15 protein-coding genes are annotated in these 22,160 nt (G+C 42.0%); 8 read left to right on the forward strand and 7 right to left on the reverse strand.

From position 1 onward, the window contains the following. The first annotated feature begins 285 nt into the window (after positions 1-285). Positions 286-1,581, forward strand: a complete 1,296-nt coding sequence (locus tag KO534_RS10050; RefSeq protein ID WP_215929525.1) for a methyl-accepting chemotaxis protein — start codon at positions 286-288, stop codon at positions 1,579-1,581. 199 nt (positions 1,582-1,780) lie between these two features. Here the strand turns inward: KO534_RS10050 and KO534_RS10055 are convergent, their stop codons facing one another. The 5 genes from KO534_RS10055 to KO534_RS10075 all read right to left on the reverse strand — a co-directional run bounded on the left by KO534_RS10055 (position 1,781) and on the right by KO534_RS10075 (position 10,121). Next, positions 1,781-3,157 carry an alkaline phosphatase gene (locus KO534_RS10055; protein WP_215929526.1) on the reverse strand — a complete coding sequence of 459 codons (1,377 nt, stop codon included), beginning with the start codon at positions 3,155-3,157 and terminating at the stop codon, positions 1,781-1,783. A 64-nt stretch (positions 3,158-3,221) separates the two neighbouring features. After that, the gene (locus KO534_RS10060) at positions 3,222-4,547 is read right to left on the reverse strand and encodes a sugar MFS transporter (RefSeq protein WP_252732070.1); all 1,326 of its coding nucleotides are present in this window, start codon (positions 4,545-4,547) and stop codon (positions 3,222-3,224) included. 89 nt (positions 4,548-4,636) lie between these two features. Then, positions 4,637-5,638, reverse strand: coding sequence for an N-acetylglucosamine kinase (nagK, locus tag KO534_RS10065; protein ID WP_354667922.1), 1,002 nt, complete (start codon positions 5,636-5,638; stop codon positions 4,637-4,639). Between the two features lie 2 nt (positions 5,639-5,640). Next, positions 5,641-7,284, reverse strand: a complete 1,644-nt coding sequence (locus KO534_RS10070; RefSeq protein WP_215929527.1) for a phosphodiester glycosidase family protein — start codon at positions 7,282-7,284, stop codon at positions 5,641-5,643. 113 nt (positions 7,285-7,397) lie between these two features. Further along, positions 7,398-10,121 (reverse strand): TonB-dependent receptor, encoded by a 2,724-nt coding sequence (locus KO534_RS10075; RefSeq protein WP_215929528.1) that lies wholly within the window; start codon positions 10,119-10,121, stop codon positions 7,398-7,400. 319 nt (positions 10,122-10,440) lie between these two features. Here KO534_RS10075 and KO534_RS10080 point away from each other — a divergent pair, with 319 nt between their 5' ends. Then, positions 10,441-11,577 carry an ROK family transcriptional regulator gene (locus tag KO534_RS10080; RefSeq protein ID WP_215929529.1) on the forward strand — a complete coding sequence of 379 codons (1,137 nt, stop codon included), beginning with the start codon at positions 10,441-10,443 and terminating at the stop codon, positions 11,575-11,577. A gap of 32 nt (positions 11,578-11,609) precedes the next feature. Here the strand turns inward: KO534_RS10080 and KO534_RS10085 are convergent, their stop codons facing one another. Beyond that, entirely contained in the window at positions 11,610-12,623 is a 1,014-nt protein-coding gene (locus tag KO534_RS10085; RefSeq protein ID WP_215929530.1) for a hypothetical protein, read from the reverse strand. Positions 12,624-12,893: 270 nt separating this feature from the next. On the opposite strand from KO534_RS10085, the gene KO534_RS10090 reads away from it, so the two are divergent. The 5 genes from KO534_RS10090 (at position 12,894) to KO534_RS10110 (ending at position 20,530) form a co-directional block, all read left to right on the forward strand. Further along, positions 12,894-14,204, forward strand: a complete 1,311-nt coding sequence (locus tag KO534_RS10090) for a sigma-54 interaction domain-containing protein (RefSeq protein WP_252732071.1) — start codon at positions 12,894-12,896, stop codon at positions 14,202-14,204. Positions 14,205-14,727: 523 nt separating this feature from the next. Next, a complete protein-coding gene (locus KO534_RS10095; RefSeq protein ID WP_215929531.1) occupies positions 14,728-16,125 on the forward strand; it encodes a cytochrome ubiquinol oxidase subunit I in 1,398 nt (465 codons plus the stop codon). A gap of 2 nt (positions 16,126-16,127) precedes the next feature. Then, positions 16,128-17,129 carry a cytochrome d ubiquinol oxidase subunit II gene (cydB, locus tag KO534_RS10100; protein ID WP_215929532.1) on the forward strand — a complete coding sequence of 334 codons (1,002 nt, stop codon included), beginning with the start codon at positions 16,128-16,130 and terminating at the stop codon, positions 17,127-17,129. A 16-nt stretch (positions 17,130-17,145) separates the two neighbouring features. Further along, positions 17,146-18,870 carry a thiol reductant ABC exporter subunit CydD gene (gene cydD / locus KO534_RS10105; protein ID WP_215929533.1) on the forward strand — a complete coding sequence of 575 codons (1,725 nt, stop codon included), beginning with the start codon at positions 17,146-17,148 and terminating at the stop codon, positions 18,868-18,870. 4 nt (positions 18,871-18,874) lie between these two features. Then, positions 18,875-20,530, forward strand: a complete 1,656-nt coding sequence (locus KO534_RS10110) for an amino acid ABC transporter ATP-binding/permease protein (RefSeq protein ID WP_215929534.1) — start codon at positions 18,875-18,877, stop codon at positions 20,528-20,530. 48 nt (positions 20,531-20,578) lie between these two features. Here KO534_RS10110 and KO534_RS10115 read toward each other — a convergent pair whose 3' ends face one another. Continuing rightward, complete coding sequence (locus tag KO534_RS10115; protein ID WP_215929535.1) at positions 20,579-21,007, reverse strand: MarR family winged helix-turn-helix transcriptional regulator; 429 nt, start codon at positions 21,005-21,007, stop codon at positions 20,579-20,581. Between the two features lie 109 nt (positions 21,008-21,116). On the opposite strand from KO534_RS10115, the gene KO534_RS10120 reads away from it, so the two are divergent. After that, complete coding sequence (locus KO534_RS10120) at positions 21,117-21,896, forward strand: siderophore-interacting protein (protein WP_215929536.1); 780 nt, start codon at positions 21,117-21,119, stop codon at positions 21,894-21,896. The last annotated feature ends 264 nt before the right edge of the window (positions 21,897-22,160 follow it).

The following is a 22,160-nucleotide window of genomic DNA, read 5'->3' on the forward strand; positions in this document are numbered from 1 at the left end:
TGGTCAATTCTTGCCTAGTCATACCTGCTGTAGCGGTGTATTAAACATTCACTTTATTGACCAATAGTCTGACCAAGCAGTTAATTAATAATTTTATTTCCATGCTTTATGAAAAAACGTAACCATCTGATAAATAAACATAATAATAAAAACACCGAGTCGAATAATAATCAGCGACTACATTTCAATTAGTCTTTAGTCGTATTGCCGGGAGAACCTAACAGTGTTTAGATCCGCGTAACTAACATCATTAGATGAAGTTAATTACTCAAATCGGAGCAGTAGATGTTTTTTAAGAGAAACACGCAAGAATTGGATGATTCTGTTAAAAAGGTCATGGATTTGACAGCAATGGTTAACTCAATTGAAAGAAACATTGCAACCATCTCTTTTACCCCAGATGGCACAATACTTTCGGCTAATCAGAGTTTTCTGGATCTGATGGGTTACACCATTGAAGAAGTGACCGGGCAACATCACAAAATATTTTGCGATACAGATTACATAGCACTCCCAGAATATGCAGAGTTCTGGCGTCAACTATCCTTGAAGAATAAACAAACTGGAACCTTTTTAAGACATAAAAAAAATGGTGAATCGGTATGGCTTGAAGCGACATATTTCCCGATTCTCGATAACGACGGTAGACTCACACGAATATACAAAATTGCCTCAGACGTAACGGTTCAAACTGAAAACATAAGAGATCTTAATAGTGTTAACCAGGCATTAGACCGTTCAATGACGAGGATTGAATTTACCCCAGGCGGCGAAATAATTACAGCCAACAAAAACTTTTTAAATGTGGTGGGTTACAACCTTAATGATATTAAAGGTAAACATCATCGAATGTTCTGCTATGACAAATTCTACACAGAAAATCCCAATTTTTGGACACAATTGGCGCAGGGCGAATTTAAATCAGGGCAGTTTGAAAGACAAAACGCCAGAGGCGAAAAAGTCTGGTTAGAAGCGTCTTACAACCCAATATTTGACGACAAAGGTGTGGTAGAAAAGGTAATCAAGTTTGCCTCGGATATCACGGCCGGTGAAGAGCGCAATATGGCCATTACCCAAGCGGCAGAACTGTCTTTTTCAACCGCTGAAGAAACGGCACAAATAGCAATCAATGGCGCTGACTTACTCACAAAATCTGTTGAAGACTCAAACGGTATCGTTGAACAAATCACTAAAACCAATGCGCTGTTAGAACGTTTAAATGAACAATCCAAAAATATCGCCACCATAGTTTCGACAATCAAAGGTATTGCCGACCAAACCAACTTACTCGCGCTAAATGCCGCTATTGAAGCCGCGAGAGCAGGAGACTTAGGAAGAGGTTTTGCGGTAGTAGCGGACGAAGTCAGGTCATTAGCAGCAAGAACCAGTCAATCAACGGTAGAGATTGAACAAGTGGTTCAAGAAAACGAAGCGTTAACGGTAACCGTTACCGAAAATATGGGGTTAGTAAAAGAAAACGCCGAATTAAATAACAACCAAATAATGCAAGTTGCCTCGGTGATAACAGAAATACAAGAAGGGGCTGAAAACGTCTCTAAATCGGTATCCGCTTTGCTTTAACTATTGGTGTCACTTTAGCCATCAACCCTAAACTAACGCAAAGGGGAAGACGTCTTCTATTTTGTAATAGTTTGAATAAAAAAAACGGCCAAAATTAAATAATCTTGGCCGTTTTTGTCATGTAAATAACGAAAGCCCCATCGATATCAATGCAATTATGGTGACTTACTTATCTACCCATAAGGGTTGTTAAGTACCGTTATTTTTCACCCAACAAAGAAAACACCTTATTCGCAATCTCGGTATTAGTAATAAGGCCATTAAAAATATCGCTTTGACTACCAAATGCAAAAACCGGAACATCTACTGCTGTGTGAGCACCAGTCGTCCAACCTGTAATCGTTCTTTTATCCACTATGTGTTTAGCGGCTGCATATAAAGCTTTTTTCTGAATATTCGCTGATGAATCGGCATAGGGATTCCCCTTTGAGTCTAACTGTTGTTTTTCTTTAGTAGGCTCCTTGGCTTCTTCGAGTTGCGCCAGTTCTGCTTCAGTCAATGTAAAACCAAATAATTCATCAACGTATTGTTGTGTAATTTCAGTATCAACAAGCTTTTCAGCAATTTTACTGGGGGAATGCTGTATCGTTTTCAACACCTCAGGGAACCAGCTATATTGCCCATCAGCACCAAGGGTAAAACCTCCAGTACTATGATCTGCGGTGAGCACCACAAGGGTGTCAGGATGGGTCGCCACATATTGTTCCAAATATTCCAGTGTCATTGCTAGGTCTTGCATTTCGCCCATTGCCGCAGCAATGTCATTGCTGTGACCTGCCCAATCAACTTGGCTAGCCTCAATCAACATAAAAAAACCTTGCTCATTTTCAATGTGCTCAATAGCGGCTTTTGTCATTGTTTTTAATCGCGAAGGATCACTATCATCTAACGCCCAAGGTAATCCAACATCACCAAACAAACCGATTACCGGTTTATCTTTTTGTAATGTTGCTAAACCGGCATACTCGTCAATATATTGGAAACCTAAGTCTTGAAATTCTGTAATCAAATTTCTATCTTCTCTTAAAAAGAACTTCCAACCACCACCTAACACAAAATCGTATTTAGCATGATTTTCAACATAGCTATCTGCAATTTCATTGTAGTTACTACGTTTGACATTGTGGGCCATAAAACTGGCAGGAGTCGCATGGTTAATTTGACTAGTTACTACCACACCCGTCTTTTTACCTAGACTTTTAGCTCGTTCTAAAACGGTTTCTACTGGTTGTTTATTCACATCAACACCGATAGCACCATTATAGGTTTTGACTCCCGCAGACAGCGCTGTAGCTCCAGCGGCAGAATCAGTTACTACACCAGACACTTTGGCTGGATAAGTGCTGCTCATCCCAACTAGAGTTCGGTCAAATACTGTGTCTTCAATTTCTGAGGTATTGGGATCATCATTAAAATAACGATAGGCACTGGTATAGGCAGGCCCCATACCGTCACCCACTATCATAATTATATTTTTAGGATGAGACGGTTCAACTACCTCAACTTTGCTAATTTTCGTGGAATTACATGCAGACACTAACAATGTCACGGCTATTACAGTTAACTTACTTTTCATCTTAAAACCTTATAAATAATGGTCGAAATAAACCGATAAACGGCACACAACAGGATGCGAACAGTCACCTTACAGACTTGCCCCAATTTTTAATTGCATGCCCTCGAAGTGCGTAAAATAAAATATACAAATAACAAGGCAATCCAATAAAATAGGCATATTGAATATCTCCTATTTCATGAGATATTTTTCCAAACAACAATGGCAAAATAGCCCCACCTGAGATCCCCATTATAAGTAGTGCGGATCCCTGAGCCGTATAGTTGCCAAGCCCTTTCAATGCTAATGGCCATACCGATGGCCACACTAAGGCGTGAGCCAAGCCCATTAAGGCAACAAAAGTAATCGAATTAGGTATGACAGGTAAGCCGCTCCAGCCCCATAAAATAGCCGCAAGCCAGGTGGATTCAGTTGATGAGAATACAATTCCAAAAATACAAATACAGCCGGCAATACCCGATCCTAGCAACGCCTTTTGTTGAGAAATATATCGCGGTATACAGCTTACACCAATTAAGTAGCCTAACACCATAAAGACCATTGTATATGAGGTTAATCCGGCAAAATTATCCACACCCAATGAGGTGCCATAGAGTCCTATGGTATCCCCAGCGATCACTTCAACACCGACGTAAAAGAACAAAGCAATGGCCCCTAAGACAGTTTGCGGGAAATGGAATATCGATGTTTTTGAAGTATTTTCTTGAGTACTAGTATCGGAAAATTCAATTTCAGGTAAGGGAGTATATTTAACTAGAAGTATTAATGAGGCCAGAGCAATGGCCATCACAATATAAGGCACAATCAGTTTATGGGAGAGCTCAAAGACTCGTTGATTTCTAGCTACCTCGTCTAAGCCATCCAAAGTGTTGGCTGACACATCCCCCATGTCGGCTAAAATTAGCGAGGTAAATAATATAGGCACTAATACCCCTGCACTTTTATTCACTAACCCCATAATACTGATGCGCATCGCCGCGCTTTCTTCAGGGCCTAAATAAACAATGTAGGGATTAGAGGCGGTTTGCAGAATTGTTAAACCTGCCGCCAACACAAATAAAGCCACCAAAAAAAACATGAAATTGGCGCTGATTGCCGCTGGTATATGCAACAAGGCCCCCAATGCCATAATGGCCAGTCCAATGGCCATACCATTTCTATAACCTGTTTTTTTAAGGATAATCGACATAGGCAAGGCCATAACCGTATAGGCGATATAAAAAGAAAAGGTCACAAACAAGGCTTCAAATTCATTTAAATCGCACACTATCTGCAAAAATGGAATGAGTGAACCATTGAGCCATGTCACAAACCCAAAGATGAAAAAAAGTATGCCAACAACCAGCATTGGAACAAATGTACTCTGACTTTTTAGCGCTGAATGCCCCATATTATTTACTCTTTTATTTGTGATTAGCTTGGCGAACAAATTAGTGGTTTATATTCTGTTTTGAAAAAACCATATTCGTTTTTATCCACCTAGATAGCACTTCTCAACAATCCTACATTGCTACTGAGCTGGCTTTGTTGTTTTGCAAACAGCACAGCACCCACTTCAGGTGGAGAGATAGGTTGAGATAATTGGCCTTTAATGACGTCATCTAACCAAGGAAATAACGAAGGACCTAAGCCACCAATAAGTGAGATTCGAGGAGGCTGAGTGCCGATAAGTCTAAGGCCCATCTCACTGATATACTTCGCGCCTTCCTGCACGATATCCATTGCGGTTTTGTCTTGTGAATTTGCGGCAGTGAACACAGTTGCTGAAAATTGAGCAAAAAATGAAGCCGACTTGCCGACCACTTGTTCCACTACTTCCTGTCCCGTTTTAACGTTAAGTTGCTGCAAAACAAGCTCGACCAATAGTGTCGGCCCAGCAATATTATCCAGTGTCAGTAAAACTTGCTCAATTGCCTTTAAGCCAAACCAAGCGCCGCTGCCTTTATCACCTTGAGGGAACCCATGACCACCTAAAATACTGGTCTTGCCAGCAACATAGGAAAAGCCGCAGGTTCCTGTTCCCGCTACTATCACAGCGCCATCGCTACCGTTATGGGCTCCCATACTTGCAATCAACAAATCTGTCGCTAAATGTATGTTTTTAAAGGGATGTCGCCACGCCATGATATTTCGATAATGGCTAGGAACATTGACTCCTGCCAACCCCATACCAACGATTAAATCGCCTAACACCTTGGCATCCAATCCTGCGTCCTGAACCGCCATAAGAGCAGAGTTTTCAATTGACTGAATCGCTTCTTCTAAACCATATACGGGATTACCTGGCCCTGACACACCCACTCCCAGAATATCGTTGTTGCTAGACATCAATACAGCTTTACATTTGGTACCACCGCCATCGATCCCTAGAAATAGTTGCTCTGTTGGCTCTTGTTGCGCTACTGGCTTCTTTCCAGCTGAATGTTCTTGTCCCGCTGAGGGCTCTTTGCCTTCAAATTGGTTTGTAATCACGTTTTCCACTTTTATACCTTCTTTACAGCAATAAATAACAGTGCTTCTGCCACAGCTCTTTCTCCATTCGTGTCTGATGGTTTTCCGGTAATTTGACCTTCAATTACCATCACACTCGATCCTCCACCGTCAAGGTTAATCGCTTTAACCGCACCTAGTTCTTTCATAATGTCAGCCATTTCCGACACCGACGCACCAATACTTAATAATGGGTCTCGCCCGTACACGACAACAAACAACGCTGTGCCTGTTTCAGTGATCCCAACGGCTGTCCTTGGATGTCTTTGTAATATCCAATTTTGATAAAAATTCACTCTGCTGTTGTCTGCTTGTTCGGTTTGACTAATTTCATCTCTGCTATCAACTGCGGCAGTGCCTATATTCACAGGTGCAATATCCCAGCCCTGCTGTGCACGTTGACTTACTTGGGTTTTACCGCCATTTAACAGCGTAGGACCACCGTTAATAATGTACATGCCTTTTTCCAAAACTACTTCACCCCCATCACTCCAAATACGCTGCGTAATATTGATACGTGAAGTTGACTTAACCATTTGTTTGAAAATATTGAAGTATTTGCCAGACGCACTCACCAAACGATGTCCTTTAGGCAAGACAGAATCGGCCAATGGTGGGGTAAAATAGACCTTGTTGTTGTGATCTAAAAAGAACTGGAATGTCTGTTGCTCCTTTAAGATAACCTCGAGATTTCCAAAATAGTGATTGTAGATAATTATTTCGTCTGTCTCCGAGCACACGTAATCATGGATAGCGGTCATGGTTTTATCGCCATTTCGCTGCCCGCAATTAAAAATTTTACCTGCTTGGCGATTAATACCACTTATTTGAAATTGTTGTTCATCAATACGCATAGCTAAATGGGTATGCACATTTTCTAATATATCCAGCGACAAAGCCGGCGTATTACTCAGCAGTAATGCTGGTCTGCCGTTTACCGCTTCACTCACTAAGGTGCCGTCAACTGCTGCTATTCCTGCGGGATCGCCTACTAAGCCTTGATGTGTTTGAAAAGCAAAAAAACCACCATTAACTGCGGCAACAGCGGCGTTGTTCTGAGCTATCTTTGACGTCTGTTGAATATCTAACACACTGTCTTTAGCTAAGGCTGAAATAACTTGGCCTTCGAATACACTTGGCGCTAGCTCAAGTATGCTGATTTGTTGTTTGCCTGCCCCTGCACTTCTTTGGGTACTGTGAGTTGGCTTAAAATGTAAACCAATAGCATCGAGTTCCGCTTGCATGGCCGTTGCTTGCTTCAAAGTATCAAATTGACCAAAGGTCACCAGTCGACCTAAGTCATTACCGTTAGGGCCTTTTTCAACCGGTTTGATAACAGAGACAAGCTGAGACGTTTGCTCACTTGAGTTGGCAACAGTTGCGTTAAATGTTTCAAGTTTTAGTTTTAATAAGTTGGCCGCTTCTAGAGAAACAATGTCACTGCTCAACACAAAGTAGCCCGTAGCCTGCCCCTTGTGAATTTCAAGGTAATTTAGTCCCGGGGCAATCACTTGTTGCTGAGACCGCTGTAGATTTTTATTTTCCTCAGAGTACGAAAACGAAGATGTCGAGCAAGCACTAAAGAGTATTGTATTTGCAAACAACACAACTGTGATTAAAAGACGCAATGAATACATGTTCAACAACTCTGCTTATGGAAGGTAATAGTGATTAATAATGACTTAAATATTGGTTAGAACAATAGAGGAGCGCCTTGCGGCACTCCCATATTTAGGCGTATTGCTAGTTTTTAGAAGGAGTATCGAGCACCCACTACTAATCTTCTATCAATTTGTGCAAGGTCATAAGGGGTATTTTCCACAGAACGATTCACTTCTTGTTCACCTAGAATATTCAAGCCTTGAACTTGCAGTTGCAATGCATCAGTCACATTATAACTCGCTGAAAAATCAAGTTGTCCATACTCTTCTTGCCATTGTGGGATCCCTGCAGTTGATGCGAAGGCCACAAGATATTCGTCTCTCCAAGTATAAGACACACGTGCATTGAAGTTTTCTACATCATAATACACCGCAAGGTTGTAACTGCTTTCAGAAAGACCAGGTAAGCCCGAGTTTCTTACATCGCCTTCATCAGAATACTGTGCATCACTATCAATCAGGGTGTAGTTAGCAAGCAAACCAAAATCATCCAACGATTCACTGATAAACCCAAGTCTAGATTGATACGCCAACTCAATACCTGTGATAGTTGCCGCAACACCGTTAGTAGGCTGTGTAAAGATAATAGGTCCACTCACGATGACGCCATCACTTTGTCTTGGGAACTCTCTAGTTTCTGTGGTTGAAGACGTATCGATAAACCCATCTAAGTCTTTATAAAAAATATTGATTGCCGCAACCGCTTCACTAGAAAAGTACCACTCAAAGCCAATGTCGTAGTTGTCAGCGGTAAAAGGTTGTAAGTCTGGGTTACCGCGACTACCAAGACCGCCCCCTTCATCGATACCATTAAAGCTCTCGAAAGCCGCTAATTCACCTAATGCAGGTCGGGTTAAACTTTTGAAGTAAGCAGCACGAACAACCATGTCGTCATTTAATGAATAACGCAGATTTAAGTTAGGTAAGACTTCTTGATAATCACTTTCTAAGGTAACTGGAGTAAATGCATCAGGATCAGACGAGTCTGTTGTGACCTGTGAACCAATGGTTTGATCCGTTTTAACAAAGCGTAAACCTGTACTTAAGGTCACATCATCACTTACTTCTATATTCGCTTGTGCATAAATCGCAATGGTTTGTTCTTCCAATTCAAAGCTATTGATAAGCTCAAAAGGTTCATTAACATCCGCAGTCATACCATCAATCAGCGAGCCATCAGCATTAAAGTAAGCAGCAAACACTTTAGCTGGATCCGCGCCAATTAACGTAGAGGGCGCAAAACCTGCCCCATCTACTTCAAATCTATCTAAAGGGGTATAAACATCGGCTAAAGTAGGTATGTCTGTACGACGGTTAAGTAGCGTTACTCCATCAGCTAAATAAGTATCAGCTCTAAGGTTAGTTCGAGTTTGGCCTTGCTCTAACTCTCTGTCGGTATAACGCAAGCCAAAATCGACCTTCATTAAATCGCCATTGTCATATTCAAAATCAAATTTGTAGGTATTGTTAGAGTCTTTTCTTTCAAGAGGGCGACGAATAAATACATTCACCACAAACTCTTCAGGATTACTGGCAAAGTCAGTGCCAGTTGTTGACCACTCGAGATGGTTATCTCGCATGATGTAGCTAACATCAGCGGGATAAAAATTGCCATCGTCAGCCATTCTTCTAAAGGAGAACAAATCATTACTATCAGATTTTTCGCGACTGAAATGGCCGATATAGGGAGAAAAAGTCAAACTATCTGACAAATGCCAATCAGCGCTAAGGGTAAACTGTTTCACATCTTCATCAATTAAGCCCTGTCTGGCACCAACACGTTGTTGAACACCTGTTAAAGTGGCTTGAGTAGCAACGCCATTTTCTATTACCGTATTACTAACGGCGGTAATGTTACTTTCAGAAGGAGCATCAAGAATGGTTTCTACGCGGTCGCCGTCAATCGTTCCCATCAAGGCACCAAATTTAATATCTAAGTTATCGTTAGGTCGCCATTGCAAACCTAACACGGCCCCTAAGGTTTCTCTTTGCTCTGAGGTATAGCCAAAACTTTCGATACGAGGGTATAAGGCATCTAACTGCTCTTGTGTTGCCCCGCCCTCTTCACCAACAGCAGGCCCGACCCAAACAGCAGATAAGGGCGTATGACTACTGCCGCGTACTTCATTGTTTTGCATTGCTGTGTCTGAATAGACAAGAGCAGCATTAACTCCAAAAGTATCGTTCCAATTATGATTAAAAACCACTGAAGCTTTAGGGCTGTTTTCACCCGCATTTTCACTGTAATTATTGTAAACAGAGACGTTTAACACTTGTTCTTTGGTCGAAAGGGGATCAGGTGTCGATAAAGAAACGCTACCAGCAATCCCCCCTTCAACTTGATCAGCAGTCACTGATTTGGATATCTCAACACTATTAAATAACTCTGCAGGGAAAATTTCAAAAGAGAAACCTCGTGTACCTTCACTACCACCAGCCAACATACCGTTCACTTCTGTTGAGGTAAATTCTGGTCCTAGTCCCCTTAGGTTGATAGCCGTACCTTCACCAGTAGGATTACGATTCAGTGTTACCCCTGGTACTCGTTGTATCGCCTCAGATAGGTTAGCTTCGGGAAACTTGCCTATGTCTTCAGCTGTAATAACATCAACAACCTTATTCGAATATCGTTTTTGATTCAGTGATTTCAATAAACTACCACGAACACCGGTAATCGTTATGGCTTCAATATCACCTTCACTTGTTTCTTGGGCATAGAGGTTAGTGGATGCACCACTCAATAGACCAAAGATAACGGCGGTTGAAATTTTACTGAGTTTCTTTTGTTTGGGAGTAACAGATGTTCTATGCATGAATTTTCCTCAACATTGTAGTGTTTTTATAATTAAGTACCACGTCGGTAATTAAACTAACTATGAGGTTAATAATTGTCAATACTTAATTACCACAATGGTACTTATTAAATGAGGCCATCTATATCAACACAATAAAAATAGCTATTTATCAATGAGTTATGGATTTTAGTTTATTTGTAAATATTCGATTATGAATGCAGATGCGATATTTAAATATCACTGTGGTAATTAAAATGAGTAGTTGTTATTCTAGTTTGCGACTTGTAACGGTTTGTGTCCTAGACATTTATCGCCCAAGCCATTCAAGGAGATAAATATGCATACAAACCAAAAGGTTAGTTCTATTTCAGACGTAGAAAAAAAGTTAAACAGTAGTCACAAAAAAGTCATTGAAAACATTCGTAGAAACAGAAAAGCTACAAGAGCAGAAATAGCCAAAGCTACAGGTTTATCGAATCAAACTCTCACAAGGCTTACCCAACATCTCCTATCCCTAGGCATAGTGTCAGAGCATTCAAAAATTGCTGGATTACGCGGTCAACCTGCTACCTATTTAACTTTGCTGCCTGGCGTTTTCGCGAGCGTGGGCGTTATTTTCGAGCACGATCGAGTGGTGGTATTACTAGACGATCTCGACAGAACCAATATCGTCAGATATTGCAAAGACGGCACTTTCCTTTCTGCCGAACTCGCTATTGAAGCCGCAACTTCTATGCTCGATCAATTATTTCAGGAATTAGAACCTTCAATAAATGTGTTAGGTATTGGTATTTCAATTTCAGGCTTTTTTACCAATATAGAAGGTCGAATTTGTTCTCAACAAGATCCCCAAGGGTGGTCAAAAGTTAATTTTCAAGAAACCTTTGCGAAACGCTATCAACAACAATGTTTTGTTGAAAATGATGGCAACGCAGCATCAATTGGCTTTTCTCTGACCCAGAAAGGAGCCAATCTGCAAAGTTTTTATTTGATGCTTTTTACCTTAGATATTGGTGGAGGTTTCGTTTTTGAAGGTGACGTAGTGGATGGCGCTTTTGGTAACGCGGGTGAAATATCAGCTCTTTTCAGTAGTGACAAATCACTTCCCAAACCAACATTAGGTTCACTTTACAAACATTTAAGTGCAATTTGGGGTGAACAAGCCACACCCGAACGAGTTCAAGAAGCCATAGATAAACAAGACAGCAATATCATGTCTTGGGTGACCGCATGTGTAGAAACGATGAAGTTTCCGTTAAAAGCTATTCAAAGCTTACTCGACCCTGAAGCGATTGTTTTTACCGGTAGGTTACCAATTGAATTACAAAAATTACTGTCTGAAAAAGTTATAGTGTCTGGCGCATCCTACGGTGATGTATTTGCCCCAACGCCTAAAATCCACTTAGCTCATGGCAATGATATTTTGGAAAAAGGCGTCACTGCAATACCTGCATTTTACTTTTTTAAACGATAAATTAAGGGTATTGGGAAATGTAAATTGCGCTTTCAATTTTCGCTATGAAAAGTAAAGCGCTCAATCACTCCATCTTTGCCTACGCCAACACATCCCAGACTATCATCACAGGCGATACTCCAAATATTATTATCACTGAGTTTTTTCCACGAACTGGCACCCTCTTGCCAAATGGCGACTCCTTGAGGATTACCAATCAGTATCTGAGTTTTGTTGTCTTTAATAATAATATCCGAACCATATATCGCCCCCTTTAATGGCACGTCAGGTAAGGCACGCCATTGTTTGCTTTGTAAATTATAACGCTGGGCTTTGGCTGGACTTTGCTGATCTTTTAAGCTTCCGCCAAAAATGTAAAGCCACTCAGCGGATTGTTGCACACTAAACACCCCCGCCGCTTCACCTCCCTTAAATGGAGTATCAAGACTTTGCCAATTTACGCCGCCATTTATCAGCACTCTGGGAGCAGGCCCATTACCTGTACCGATGTAAATATTGTTATCACGCCCTTTATTTAGGCAAGTACCGCTAGAGGCAAAGCCGCCCTCACTTGCTTGAGCGTCAAATGGTAATTTCTCTCTTTTCCAATGACTTCCGCCATCGACCGTACCCAATATAAACAAACCCTGTTCATCAGAATCGCCATATAACCAACCCTGCTGATCATTGATAAAATGCATACAATCGTAAAAGGTAGCAGACTGTTTACCCGCAATTTGTAACTGCCAATTTTTACCATCATCAGTACGGTATATGCGCGAATCTCCGCCTTCTCCGGCCGCCATCAATGTGAGTCCACCTTCATTCAATAACTGATTATCCCTAAACTGCAAAGCAGAGCTATTCTTAGGTCCTATAATCTTGCTCCAATGTTCACCATTGTCAGTACTTTGATAAATACCACCATTGGTACCACTGGCGACTATATGTTTACCAATACGATGAACCGCCTGAAAACTCACATCAGGATCAACCACTTGCACTGAACCAGCGAACACTGTCACGCTAAGTAAGGCACTCACTAAAAAAGATAAGGGTTTAATCATTGCATTTACACTTTTTATGTTTATTTTCATTAGGTTAACATGAGATCTCGTAATTAAGAACAAGGGCAACTTGATTTGATTTTTATACTGCTAGTCAAGCACAATCAGCAGAGATCTGAATTCCCTTAATCCTTACCTAAGCAGAGTGATTAAGCATTAACAACACGCTTGTTTCGCTTCCTTTTCATCTTCTTTTTTAAAGAAAACTTGATATCGTTGTCAATTTTGACACTATAAATTTCAATTTTGACATGGGCTTAAGGTAAGTGAATGAATATCTCCGTTGTTCAAAGCATGATAAACGCCGTCGACAAACCCGCCATTTTTATCGACACCCAGTATACTATTTTAGCGGTGAACCAAGCCTACCGTGACACCTACGAAAACGAAGTAGTGCTAGGTAATAGTCGCTGTTTCGAAATATCCCACGGCAACATTAGCTCTTGCGATAATCACGGCGAAGACTGCCCGATTCAAACCTGTATGCAAACCCAAAAAGCAACCAGTGTGATGCACGTGCACAATACCGAGTTCGGCAAAACCTATTGCGACATTTTGATGAAGCCCATTAAAGATGATGATGGCATCACTATTGGTTTTCTTGAAGTGTTGGACAAAATTGATTTTGCCACGACCGAATCCCACAACAACAAAATGATCGGTTCATCCAAGCCTTTTAAAGCCATGTTATCGAAAATTAATCGCGCTGCCAAAGCAGATATTTCGGTGTTACTCCATGGCGAAACAGGCACAGGTAAAGAGTTAGTAGCAAAAGCTCTGCACGACGCCAGTTCAAGGGCAACTCAACCTTTTGTGGTGATAGAATGTACTGGCCTAAACGAAAACCTATTTGAGTCAGAATTATTTGGTCACGAAAAAGGGGCCTTTACTGGAGCGATTCAAAATAAAAAAGGCTTAATAGAAATCGCCAATGGCGGCACAGTATTTTTTGACGAAATTGCTGATGTGTCTTTGAGTATGCAAGTCAAATTGTTACGTCTTATCGAAACCAGAAGTTATCGTACCCTAGGTGGCACGCAACAGAAAAAAGCAGACTTTCGATTAATATGTGCCAGTCATAAAAACTTATTTTCATTAGTGCAGCAAGATTTGTTTCGTAAAGATCTGTACTACAGAATTGCGGGCTTTCCTATTTCTTTACCCAGTTTGTCAGAACGTCAAGACGATATCCCTGCACTGTGCCAACATTTCTTAATTTCAGGTAAAGTTCGTCCCAAAAAGTTAAGCCAAGCAGCCCTGAAAATACTCTGTGAATATAATTATCCAGGCAATATTCGTGAATTAAAAAATATTATCGAACAAGCCACGCTGTTAACTGATGACGATGTGATTGAGCGGCACGACTTACCCGAACAAGTCAATGAGAGCCCAGAACTAACAGTGAGCACTAACTTTTCTGATAACAACAGTATCATCAGCCTAGAGACCCTCGAATACCAGTACTTAAATCAACTCTGTGAACACTCAAATCTAGATATAGATGCACTAGCGTTACAATTAGGGATCAGTGTGCGTACCTTATACCGTAAACTTCAAAAACACGGCCTTAAATACGAATAACGAGCTGAGCTAGACTTTCACAACTTTACTGAATTTCATTAAACCCGTCACCGCTGCCAAATATGACAACCACCAACGCCAAATATGACAGTGGAGAGAGTCAAATTTAACATTCAAGAGCGAATCAGCACTGAAAAAACTAATTGAAGTAATTTTTTGTTGATTATGATCAACAAAAACGATGATGACACTTTACTTTAATATGCCCCAAGGGAATTATCTATCTAGTTGAAAATATTAAAATAAATTCCAAAATAGATAGTCAAGACCAACAACTAAAAGCAAACAAAAAGAAGTTTTTTTAGTCTTTTTTTATGACTCAACTATATTTGGAACACTTTGTGCAAAATGGGTTGTGAAGAAGTAAACAGACTGGCAGAGATCGCGTAAATACGCGAGCCAGAAGCATAACCTAAGTCATCGTATGAGTCGTTCAGATAACGAAACAATAATCGAAGAATAGAGCATTTAAACAATGCTCCATTGGTGTGTAAAAAATTTCAATACATGAATAGGTAACAATATGGAATTAGATCCCCTCATACTGTCACGAATACAGTTTGCATTCGTGGTGTGTTTTCACGCGATTTTCCCAGTATTTACTATTGGGTTAGCGAGCACCATTGCAGGTTTTGAAACTCTGCACCTTAAAACTGGTAATCCAATTTGGCAGAAGTTGTCGAAATTCTGGATCCAAGTTTTTGCTGTAGTATTTGGAATCGGCGTAGTGTCGGGCATAGTGATGTCGTTCCAGTTTGGTACTAACTGGAGTAACTTTTCTTATGCCACGGCCAACTTTCTGGGACCCGTATTAAGTTACGAAGTGGTCACGGCGTTTTTCTTAGAAGCCGCCTTCTTAGGCGTGTTGTTATTTGGTCGCGACAAAGTGCCACAGGGGGTGCATTTATTTGCAGCCATTATGGTGGCCACTGGCACCTTTATTTCATCATTTTGGATCCTCGCTGCTAATTCACTGATGCAAACCCCTCAAGGTTTAGAGCTAATTAATGGCATGTATTATGTGACTTCGTGGACCGAGTCGCTATTTACGCCTTCATTTGGTTACCGCTTTTTACACATGGCATTGGCCTCGTTTTTAACCGCTTCCTTGGTAGTCGCAGGTGTGAGCGCTTGGTTTGTTTTACAAAAACGTGAATTAGAAGCCAACCGTAAAGCCTTATCTGTAGCCCTATGGTTTTTGCTGGTATTAGCCCCAACCCAAGCAGTAGTAGGTGACTTTCACGGCTTAAATACCCTAGAACATCAACCTACCAAAGTGGCAGCGATGGAAGGTAACTGGGAAACCAGTAAAGGCGTGCCCTTAGTGTTATTCGCCATACCCGACCAAGAAGCTCAAACAAACCATTTCGAAGTAAAAATCCCTAAACTAGCCAGTTTTGTACTCACCCACGATTGGGACGGCGAAGTGCCTGGCTTAAACGAAGTACCTGTCGAAGAACAACCTCCAGTGTTTGTGGTGTTTTGGTCTTTTAGGGTTATGGTGGGCCTAGGCTTTTTAATGATAGGTTTTGCAATTTGGGGGCTGGTACTACGTGTTAAAAATAGATACTACCAATCACCACTATTTTTAAATGGCTTAAGGTTAATGAGTTTAAGTCCTTTCTTAGCGGTACTTGCAGGCTGGGTGGTCACCGAATCTGGCCGTGCACCTTGGCTAATTTACGGCCAAATGACTCACGCCCAAGGACTGACTCCTTCGCTCACTGGTGGTATGGCTCTATTTACCTTAATAGGTTACATAGTGGTGTATTCGCTAGTATTTAGCGCCGGTATTTATTATCTGTTAAAAGTATTCAGAGGCGGCTTAGAAAAAGCCAACGCACCTCACGAAATGGAAGAAATAGAACGCCCAATGAGACCTTTCTCTGCGGCCCATGTTGCAATCGACGAGGAGGCATAATCATGGAACCCACATTTGATTTAACCATAATTTGGGCAGGTATCATTGGTTTTGGGCTGATGATGTATGTATTGATGGACGGCTTTGATTTAGGCCAAGGTATATTGTTTCCTTTTGCGCCTGACGAAAAAGCCAGAGACACCATGATGAATTCCGTTGCCCCCGTATGGGACGGCAACGAAACCTGGCTAGTATTAGGCGGTGCTGGCTTATTAGCAGCCTTTCCTTTGGTTTACTCAGTGTTTTTGCCGGCTTTGTATATTGGGGTATTTCTATTACTGGCGGGTTTGATATTTAGAGGCGTAGCCTTTGAATTTAGATTTAAAGCCAAAACTTCCAAGTACCTATGGAGTTGGTCCTTTTCGGTTGGTTCAACCGTTGCGGCCTTTGCTCAAGGTGCGGTAGTAGGTGCTTACATTCAAGGATTTGAAACCACTGGTATGGTGTATTCGGGTGGACCGCTTGATTGGCTCACTCCATTTTCAGTACTTACCGGTTTTGGACTCGTTGTGGGTTATGCCTTGTTAGGTAGCACTTGGTTGATTATGAAAACCGAAGGTGAATTACAAGACTGGGCCTACAAAATCACTCCTCGACTTTTAGCAGGCCTTCTGGCGGTGTTTGCCATAGTCTGTATTTATACACCTTTCGTCGACCCCTTTGTAAGAACTCGCTGGTTCGATAATATCAGTGTGTTGTGGGTATTACCTGCCATGGCTCTGTATTGTTCTTATTTAGTTATCCGAGCGGTGAAAAAGAAGCAAGACGGCTTACCTTTTGTGGCGACAATGGGGGTGTTTTTGTTTAGCTACTTAGGACTTTTAGCCAGCAAATGGCCTTATATAGTACCGCCTAAATTTACCATTTGGGACGCCGCTTCGTCGTACAACTCTCAGTTGTTTCTATTGTTAGGCTTTTTGTTTGTTATTCCAGTTGTGCTCGGTTACACCACTTGGACTTATTGGGTTTTCAGAGGCAAAGTCAAAGAAGGTGGTTACCATTGAGGGTAATTAATCACTGATGCCCCAAACAAATCCGCAGTCTGGGCAACAGCCAAATCAACGACCCGAAGTAGTGCAGACTGCAACGGGTCGTGTTTTTTTAAGAGGTTATGTACAACAGCAAAAAGCAAACTTATGGTTTGCGGTTGGCTGTGGAGCCAGCGCCTCTTTATTGATGATTGTACAGTGGCTGTTATTTAGTTTTGCCGCTCATCAAATTATTGTCGAAAACGCCAGTTTTAAACAACAAAGCAACATTTTGGTAGTGGTATTAGTGGCAATGTTTGGTCGCGCCTTATTAACGCGTTTTCAAACACATTTTTCACTCATTGCCAGCACCAATGTAAGAAAACACATCAGGCAACAAATGCTGCAATATTGGCGAACCGCTAGTCCGCTTTATCTCAAACATACCTCTGCTGGCGCTTATGCCAGTCAATTTGTAGAAGACATTGAAGCTATGGATGGTTATTTTGCTCGCTATTGGCCACAACAAGCATTGGCGCTAATTTCACCATTGTTTATTTTACTGGCGGTGGCTTATTTAAACTGGCTTTGCGCCTTATTACTGCTGATATCTGCTCCACTTATTCCGCTTTTTATGGTGTTAGTAGGCATGGGTGCAGAAAGGTTAAATCAAAAATATTCCACTATTAGGCAGCGCTTGGCAGGGCATTTTTTAGATAGAGTAGCGAACTTATCAACTATCAGTTTATTAAGCGCGAAAAACGAAGTTCTCCAAGAAGTACAAGATTACAGCGACCGCTACCGCCAAGTCGTGATGCGCACCCTAAAAGTGGCGTTTCTGTCTTCTACCGTTTTAGAGTTTTTTACCAGTGTCGCCATTGCTGCATTGGCCATTTATATTGGCTTTTCTTTATATGGTGCGATTACTTGGGGTCCAGCCGATAGCCTGACCTTATTTAGCGGATTAGCAATACTGATTTTAGCGCCTGAGTTTTTTCAGCCATTGCGTACCCTCTCCCAGTATTATCACGACCGCGCCTCGGCATTGGGTGCGGCAAATAACTTAGTTGCGGCATTTGAATTTGCGCCACATCACTCAAATAAATCCGATAAAACTGACTCGTCTAGCATTACCGCTATTCATCAGCTCGACCAATGTACTTTAGTGTTAGACGAGTTATCCATAGGGCACTTGGCAACCACTCCCCAAGCGACTCACTTAAATGCAGTGCTTAATTTAGGCGATGTATTGGTGGTATCAGGGCAATCGGGTAGCGGTAAGTCAACCTTATTACATACCCTAGCGGGATATTTACCGGCACTTGCAGGAACCGCAAAAATGGGCCCGGAAACAAAGGCGGCTGCGGCTTATTTACCGCAACAAGCCTGGATCAAAAACGCCAGTATCCGCGACAACCTGTTAGCTTTGGCTCCCAAAGCCAGCGACCAAGAGATGCTTGACGTACTCAATAAACTAGATTTAATCAGCGAACTCAATATCCATCAAAACGGATTAGATACTCTGATAGGTGAACACAACCAAGGATTATCAGGCGGGCAAATTCAGCGTATCGCTTTTGCACGCTTGTTACTTAACCCTAGCCCAGTGATGTTGCTCGACGAACCCACCGCCAGATTAGATACCAAAAGTAAGGGCTTGATCATCCAAGCCATTAGTATGCTGCAACCCTCTAGTATTTTGGTGATAGCTACCCACGACCCTGATGTAATGACCCTTGCTAGTCAGCAAATCAACCTTGATTATATCGAGGCCTAAGTCGATGCTTTATTGGTTTAAATTAATTCACCGCACCCTTGGTAATCGTTTATACATTGGTATTTTTTGGTCGTTTTTGACTATGTTATCGGGCGTTGCCTTGTTGATGCTGTCTGGTTGGTTTATTACCGCGACGGCCTTAACAGGGATAAGTATTGCCGCAGCTATAGTGGTGACATTTGATATGTATATGCCTGGTTCTGGCATTCGCTTTTTTGCCTTAAGCCGCACCATAGGACGTTACGTTGAACGCATGTACAATCACGACTCCATTCTACGATTAGTGGCCGCTTTTAGAGTGACCTTGTTTAAGCAGTTGTCTGTGCTGCCTGACAAGCAATTACGCGCCAGCTCCGACAGCGAATGGTTAAGTAGGTTAACCGCCGATATCGATGCCCTAGATGGCATATTATTACGCTATATCATTCCGCCTATTGCAGCATTGCTGTTAATTACCACCCTTTGTATTTTTATGGCCTTTTATTGGCTTAACTTTGCGTTGGTTGCCGGTTTGGTGATGTTGTTATGTTTAGGCCTAACAGTGCGCCTTAAGATTAAACATTCAAAAGCCGCTGGAGTGGCGTGTTCTAATTTATTAAACGAAACACGAGCCGCCATTATTGAACATCTTCAAGGGGCCTTTGAATTGCAAGCTAGCCAATTAATGCAGCAACACGAACGGGCAACTCATCAAGCCTTAGAGGGATTTTACCAAGCTCAGTACGACTTAAATAACAAACTTGCCAACTTCCAACTGGTGCTAGATGTTATCTTAAGCCTGTGTATGCTCAGTGTTATTGCTATAGTGTTGTACATGGTAAGTCACGGTGGAATGCATGGCGGAATAGCTGTGATGTTAGTGATGATGAGCTTAGGTATGTCTGAAATATTGCAGAGCTTCCCAGCATTATTTAGTACTTGGGGCAAAACTCATTATGCCGCAAATCGGCTACTGGCCTTAACCAACACATCGCCTTTACCGCAAGCAGATGAGCATTTTGAGTTGTCAGTGATTGACATGACAATTCATAATCATCCCCAAATTGGCCTTAGCCAAAGTCAGCCGATAGCACTTAAATTTGCCGCCAAACAACTTATCAATATTCAGGGGAAATCAGGAGCGGGCAAATCTACAATTGCAAACTTACTGATTGGCAGCGAGCCAAGTGGTAATCAAACAAAAGTGCTCATCAATCAGCAGCACGAATTATCGGCCATCGCGGCCACAACATGGCATAACACAGTGGGCTATTTACAACAATCTAATGCTATTTTGTCGGGCAGTTTAGGGTACAACCTAGTTATCGGGCTAACAGATGTAAGCGAAGATGCGGTATGGGACGCACTTAAAAAGGTGGAATTAGATGAATGGGCTAACTCACTGCCCGAAGGCCTAAACACTTGGTTAGGCGAAACCGATGGCAAAGTATCAGGCGGTCAAGCCAGACGAATTTGCCTAGCTCGGCTGATTTTAAGACAGCAACCTTTGGTTTTATTAGATGAGCCCTTTAACGGCATAGATCATCAGATGGCAGCACGAATTTGGGATAACCTAAACCCTTGGCTTGAAAACAAAACAGTAGTGTTACTCACCCACCACAAACCAGAATATTTGAACGCACAGCCAAACCTAATAGAAGTAGACGTCAACCCAAAGTAACCCAAGTCCACAACAACTTCGTTATTCCTATCTCCAATCTACTTCCTTTCACTCCCAACTATGCTCTCCCAAGTTCGCTAACATCTTTGACGAGATACGCCTAAATTCGTCTAACTCCTGTTGGGTTAAGCCGGCCTCAAAACTTTGCTCCAGTTGTTTTTCGAGCTGCACTAACTGTTGCTGCAACGCGGTACCACTGCTCGACAAACTCAATATTTGGCTACGTTTATCAAACTCGCTGGAGTGTTTTTCTAACCACCCTTTGTCTAGCATGTCTTTAATTAACCGCGCGATTTGCGCTTTGTCTTTGCCTAATTGATTCACTATGGCGTTTGCGGTGCACTGCGGGCAATTTGCAATGGCGTGTAGACACCTAACGTGCATCCCGTTTAAGCCTAGCTCATTGGCGTTCACCGCCTCTTTAATGTGCACTCGATAAGCCTGAGCTAATGCGAAAATGGTTTCTCGTAAATTCATTATCACCTCAAATAGTTGACTTTATCAACCTAATCTGTATACTTGACTTTATCAACTAATTATAACAGCTTCCTGCTGTGTAGTACCAGTTTTATAAGCGAGGCCTAATATGAATCCAGTACGGCAAATATTTAATAAAGTCATCAACCGAAAATTTCGTTCTACTCAAGTAGCCGAAATCCACCAGCTAACGCCACACCTAAAACGCTTTGTTTTAAGTGGCGACGACTTGCATGATTTTCCCACCGACCAAGACGGTGCTCACGTAAAAATTATATTCTTAGCCGATGGCTTGCCCGTCACTCCAAACAACCAACAAAATGCCATAAAACGCTCGTATACCATTCGTGAATTCGATGCCAACCAAAAACGCCTTACGTTAGATTTTGTGGTTAACCGCCATCAAGGGCCAGCAACCCAATGGGCGCAACAAGCCAAAGTAGGCGATCAATTAACCATAGCCGGGCCAGGTACACGCAAACTGACTAATTTTGAGGCACCCAGTTATTTACTGATTGGTGACATCACCGCAGTAAACGCAGTGAATGGCTATGCCAAATTCATATCATCCGAAGCATCCATCACCGCGATAGTCACAGTACCCACGGCCGATGATGTTATTGAGATGGATGGCGCACAGCAAGTTCATTGGCATATCGAAGACCAATCAACACTGAGCCTAGAAGAATTTACGCGCACGCTAGCAAGCAACCTAAGCAAAGACAGCCAAGTTTTTATGGGCCTTGAAGCCAGTCAACTGAGAACAATCAAAGGCATGTTGCTCAGAGAGCTCGACTTTTCGCGCCTTAACATGCACGCCACTGGCTACTGGAAACAAGGAATGGACGCAGATAAGTTTGGGGCAGATAAGAAAAAAAATCCGTTATAAGTGACCGCACAGATAATCCATTATTCCGGTATGCTTTTAAGCCCGCCATTCCGGTGTGCTCTTAAGCCCGCCATTCCGGTGTGCTCTTAAGCCCGTCATTCCGGTGTACTCTTAAGCCCGTCATATATGGACCCACCCTATTTGCAAACACATTTGATTATGAATTTGAAAGAGTACATTGCCCCCATATATTCGGCCTATTTATGAGAGCTTTGTGTCTCTGGCCCTGATGGATATCTGCTGCCACTTTCCTAATCATTCCGA

It is taken from the genome of Paraglaciecola arctica (assembly GCF_018861065.1).
GTDB lineage: Bacteria > Pseudomonadota > Gammaproteobacteria > Enterobacterales > Alteromonadaceae > Paraglaciecola > Paraglaciecola arctica_B.

Bases quoted from the DNA above. Each gene is read 5' to 3' on its own strand.
- KO534_RS10050 (WP_215929525.1), top strand. From the start codon at position 286: ATGTTTTTTAAGAGAAACACGCAAGAATTGGATGATTCTGTTAAAAAG.
- KO534_RS10055 (WP_215929526.1), bottom strand. From the start codon at position 3,157: ATGAAAAGTAAGTTAACTGTAATAGCCGTGACATTGTTAGTGTCTGCA.
- KO534_RS10060 (WP_252732070.1), bottom strand. From the start codon at position 4,547: ATGGGGCATTCAGCGCTAAAAAGTCAGAGTACATTTGTTCCAATGCTG.
- KO534_RS10070 (WP_215929527.1), bottom strand. From the start codon at position 7,284: ATGTATTCATTGCGTCTTTTAATCACAGTTGTGTTGTTTGCAAATACA.
- KO534_RS10075 (WP_215929528.1), bottom strand. From the start codon at position 10,121: ATGCATAGAACATCTGTTACTCCCAAACAAAAGAAACTCAGTAAAATT.
- KO534_RS10080 (WP_215929529.1), top strand. From the start codon at position 10,441: ATGCATACAAACCAAAAGGTTAGTTCTATTTCAGACGTAGAAAAAAAG.
- KO534_RS10085 (WP_215929530.1), bottom strand. From the start codon at position 12,623: ATGATTAAACCCTTATCTTTTTTAGTGAGTGCCTTACTTAGCGTGACA.
- KO534_RS10090 (WP_252732071.1), top strand. From the start codon at position 12,894: ATGAATATCTCCGTTGTTCAAAGCATGATAAACGCCGTCGACAAACCC.
- KO534_RS10095 (WP_215929531.1), top strand. From the start codon at position 14,728: ATGGAATTAGATCCCCTCATACTGTCACGAATACAGTTTGCATTCGTG.
- cydB (WP_215929532.1), top strand. From the start codon at position 16,128: ATGGAACCCACATTTGATTTAACCATAATTTGGGCAGGTATCATTGGT.
- cydD (WP_215929533.1), top strand. From the start codon at position 17,146: ATGCCCCAAACAAATCCGCAGTCTGGGCAACAGCCAAATCAACGACCC.
- KO534_RS10110 (WP_215929534.1), top strand. From the start codon at position 18,875: ATGCTTTATTGGTTTAAATTAATTCACCGCACCCTTGGTAATCGTTTA.
- KO534_RS10115 (WP_215929535.1), bottom strand. From the start codon at position 21,007: ATGAATTTACGAGAAACCATTTTCGCATTAGCTCAGGCTTATCGAGTG.
- KO534_RS10120 (WP_215929536.1), top strand. From the start codon at position 21,117: ATGAATCCAGTACGGCAAATATTTAATAAAGTCATCAACCGAAAATTT.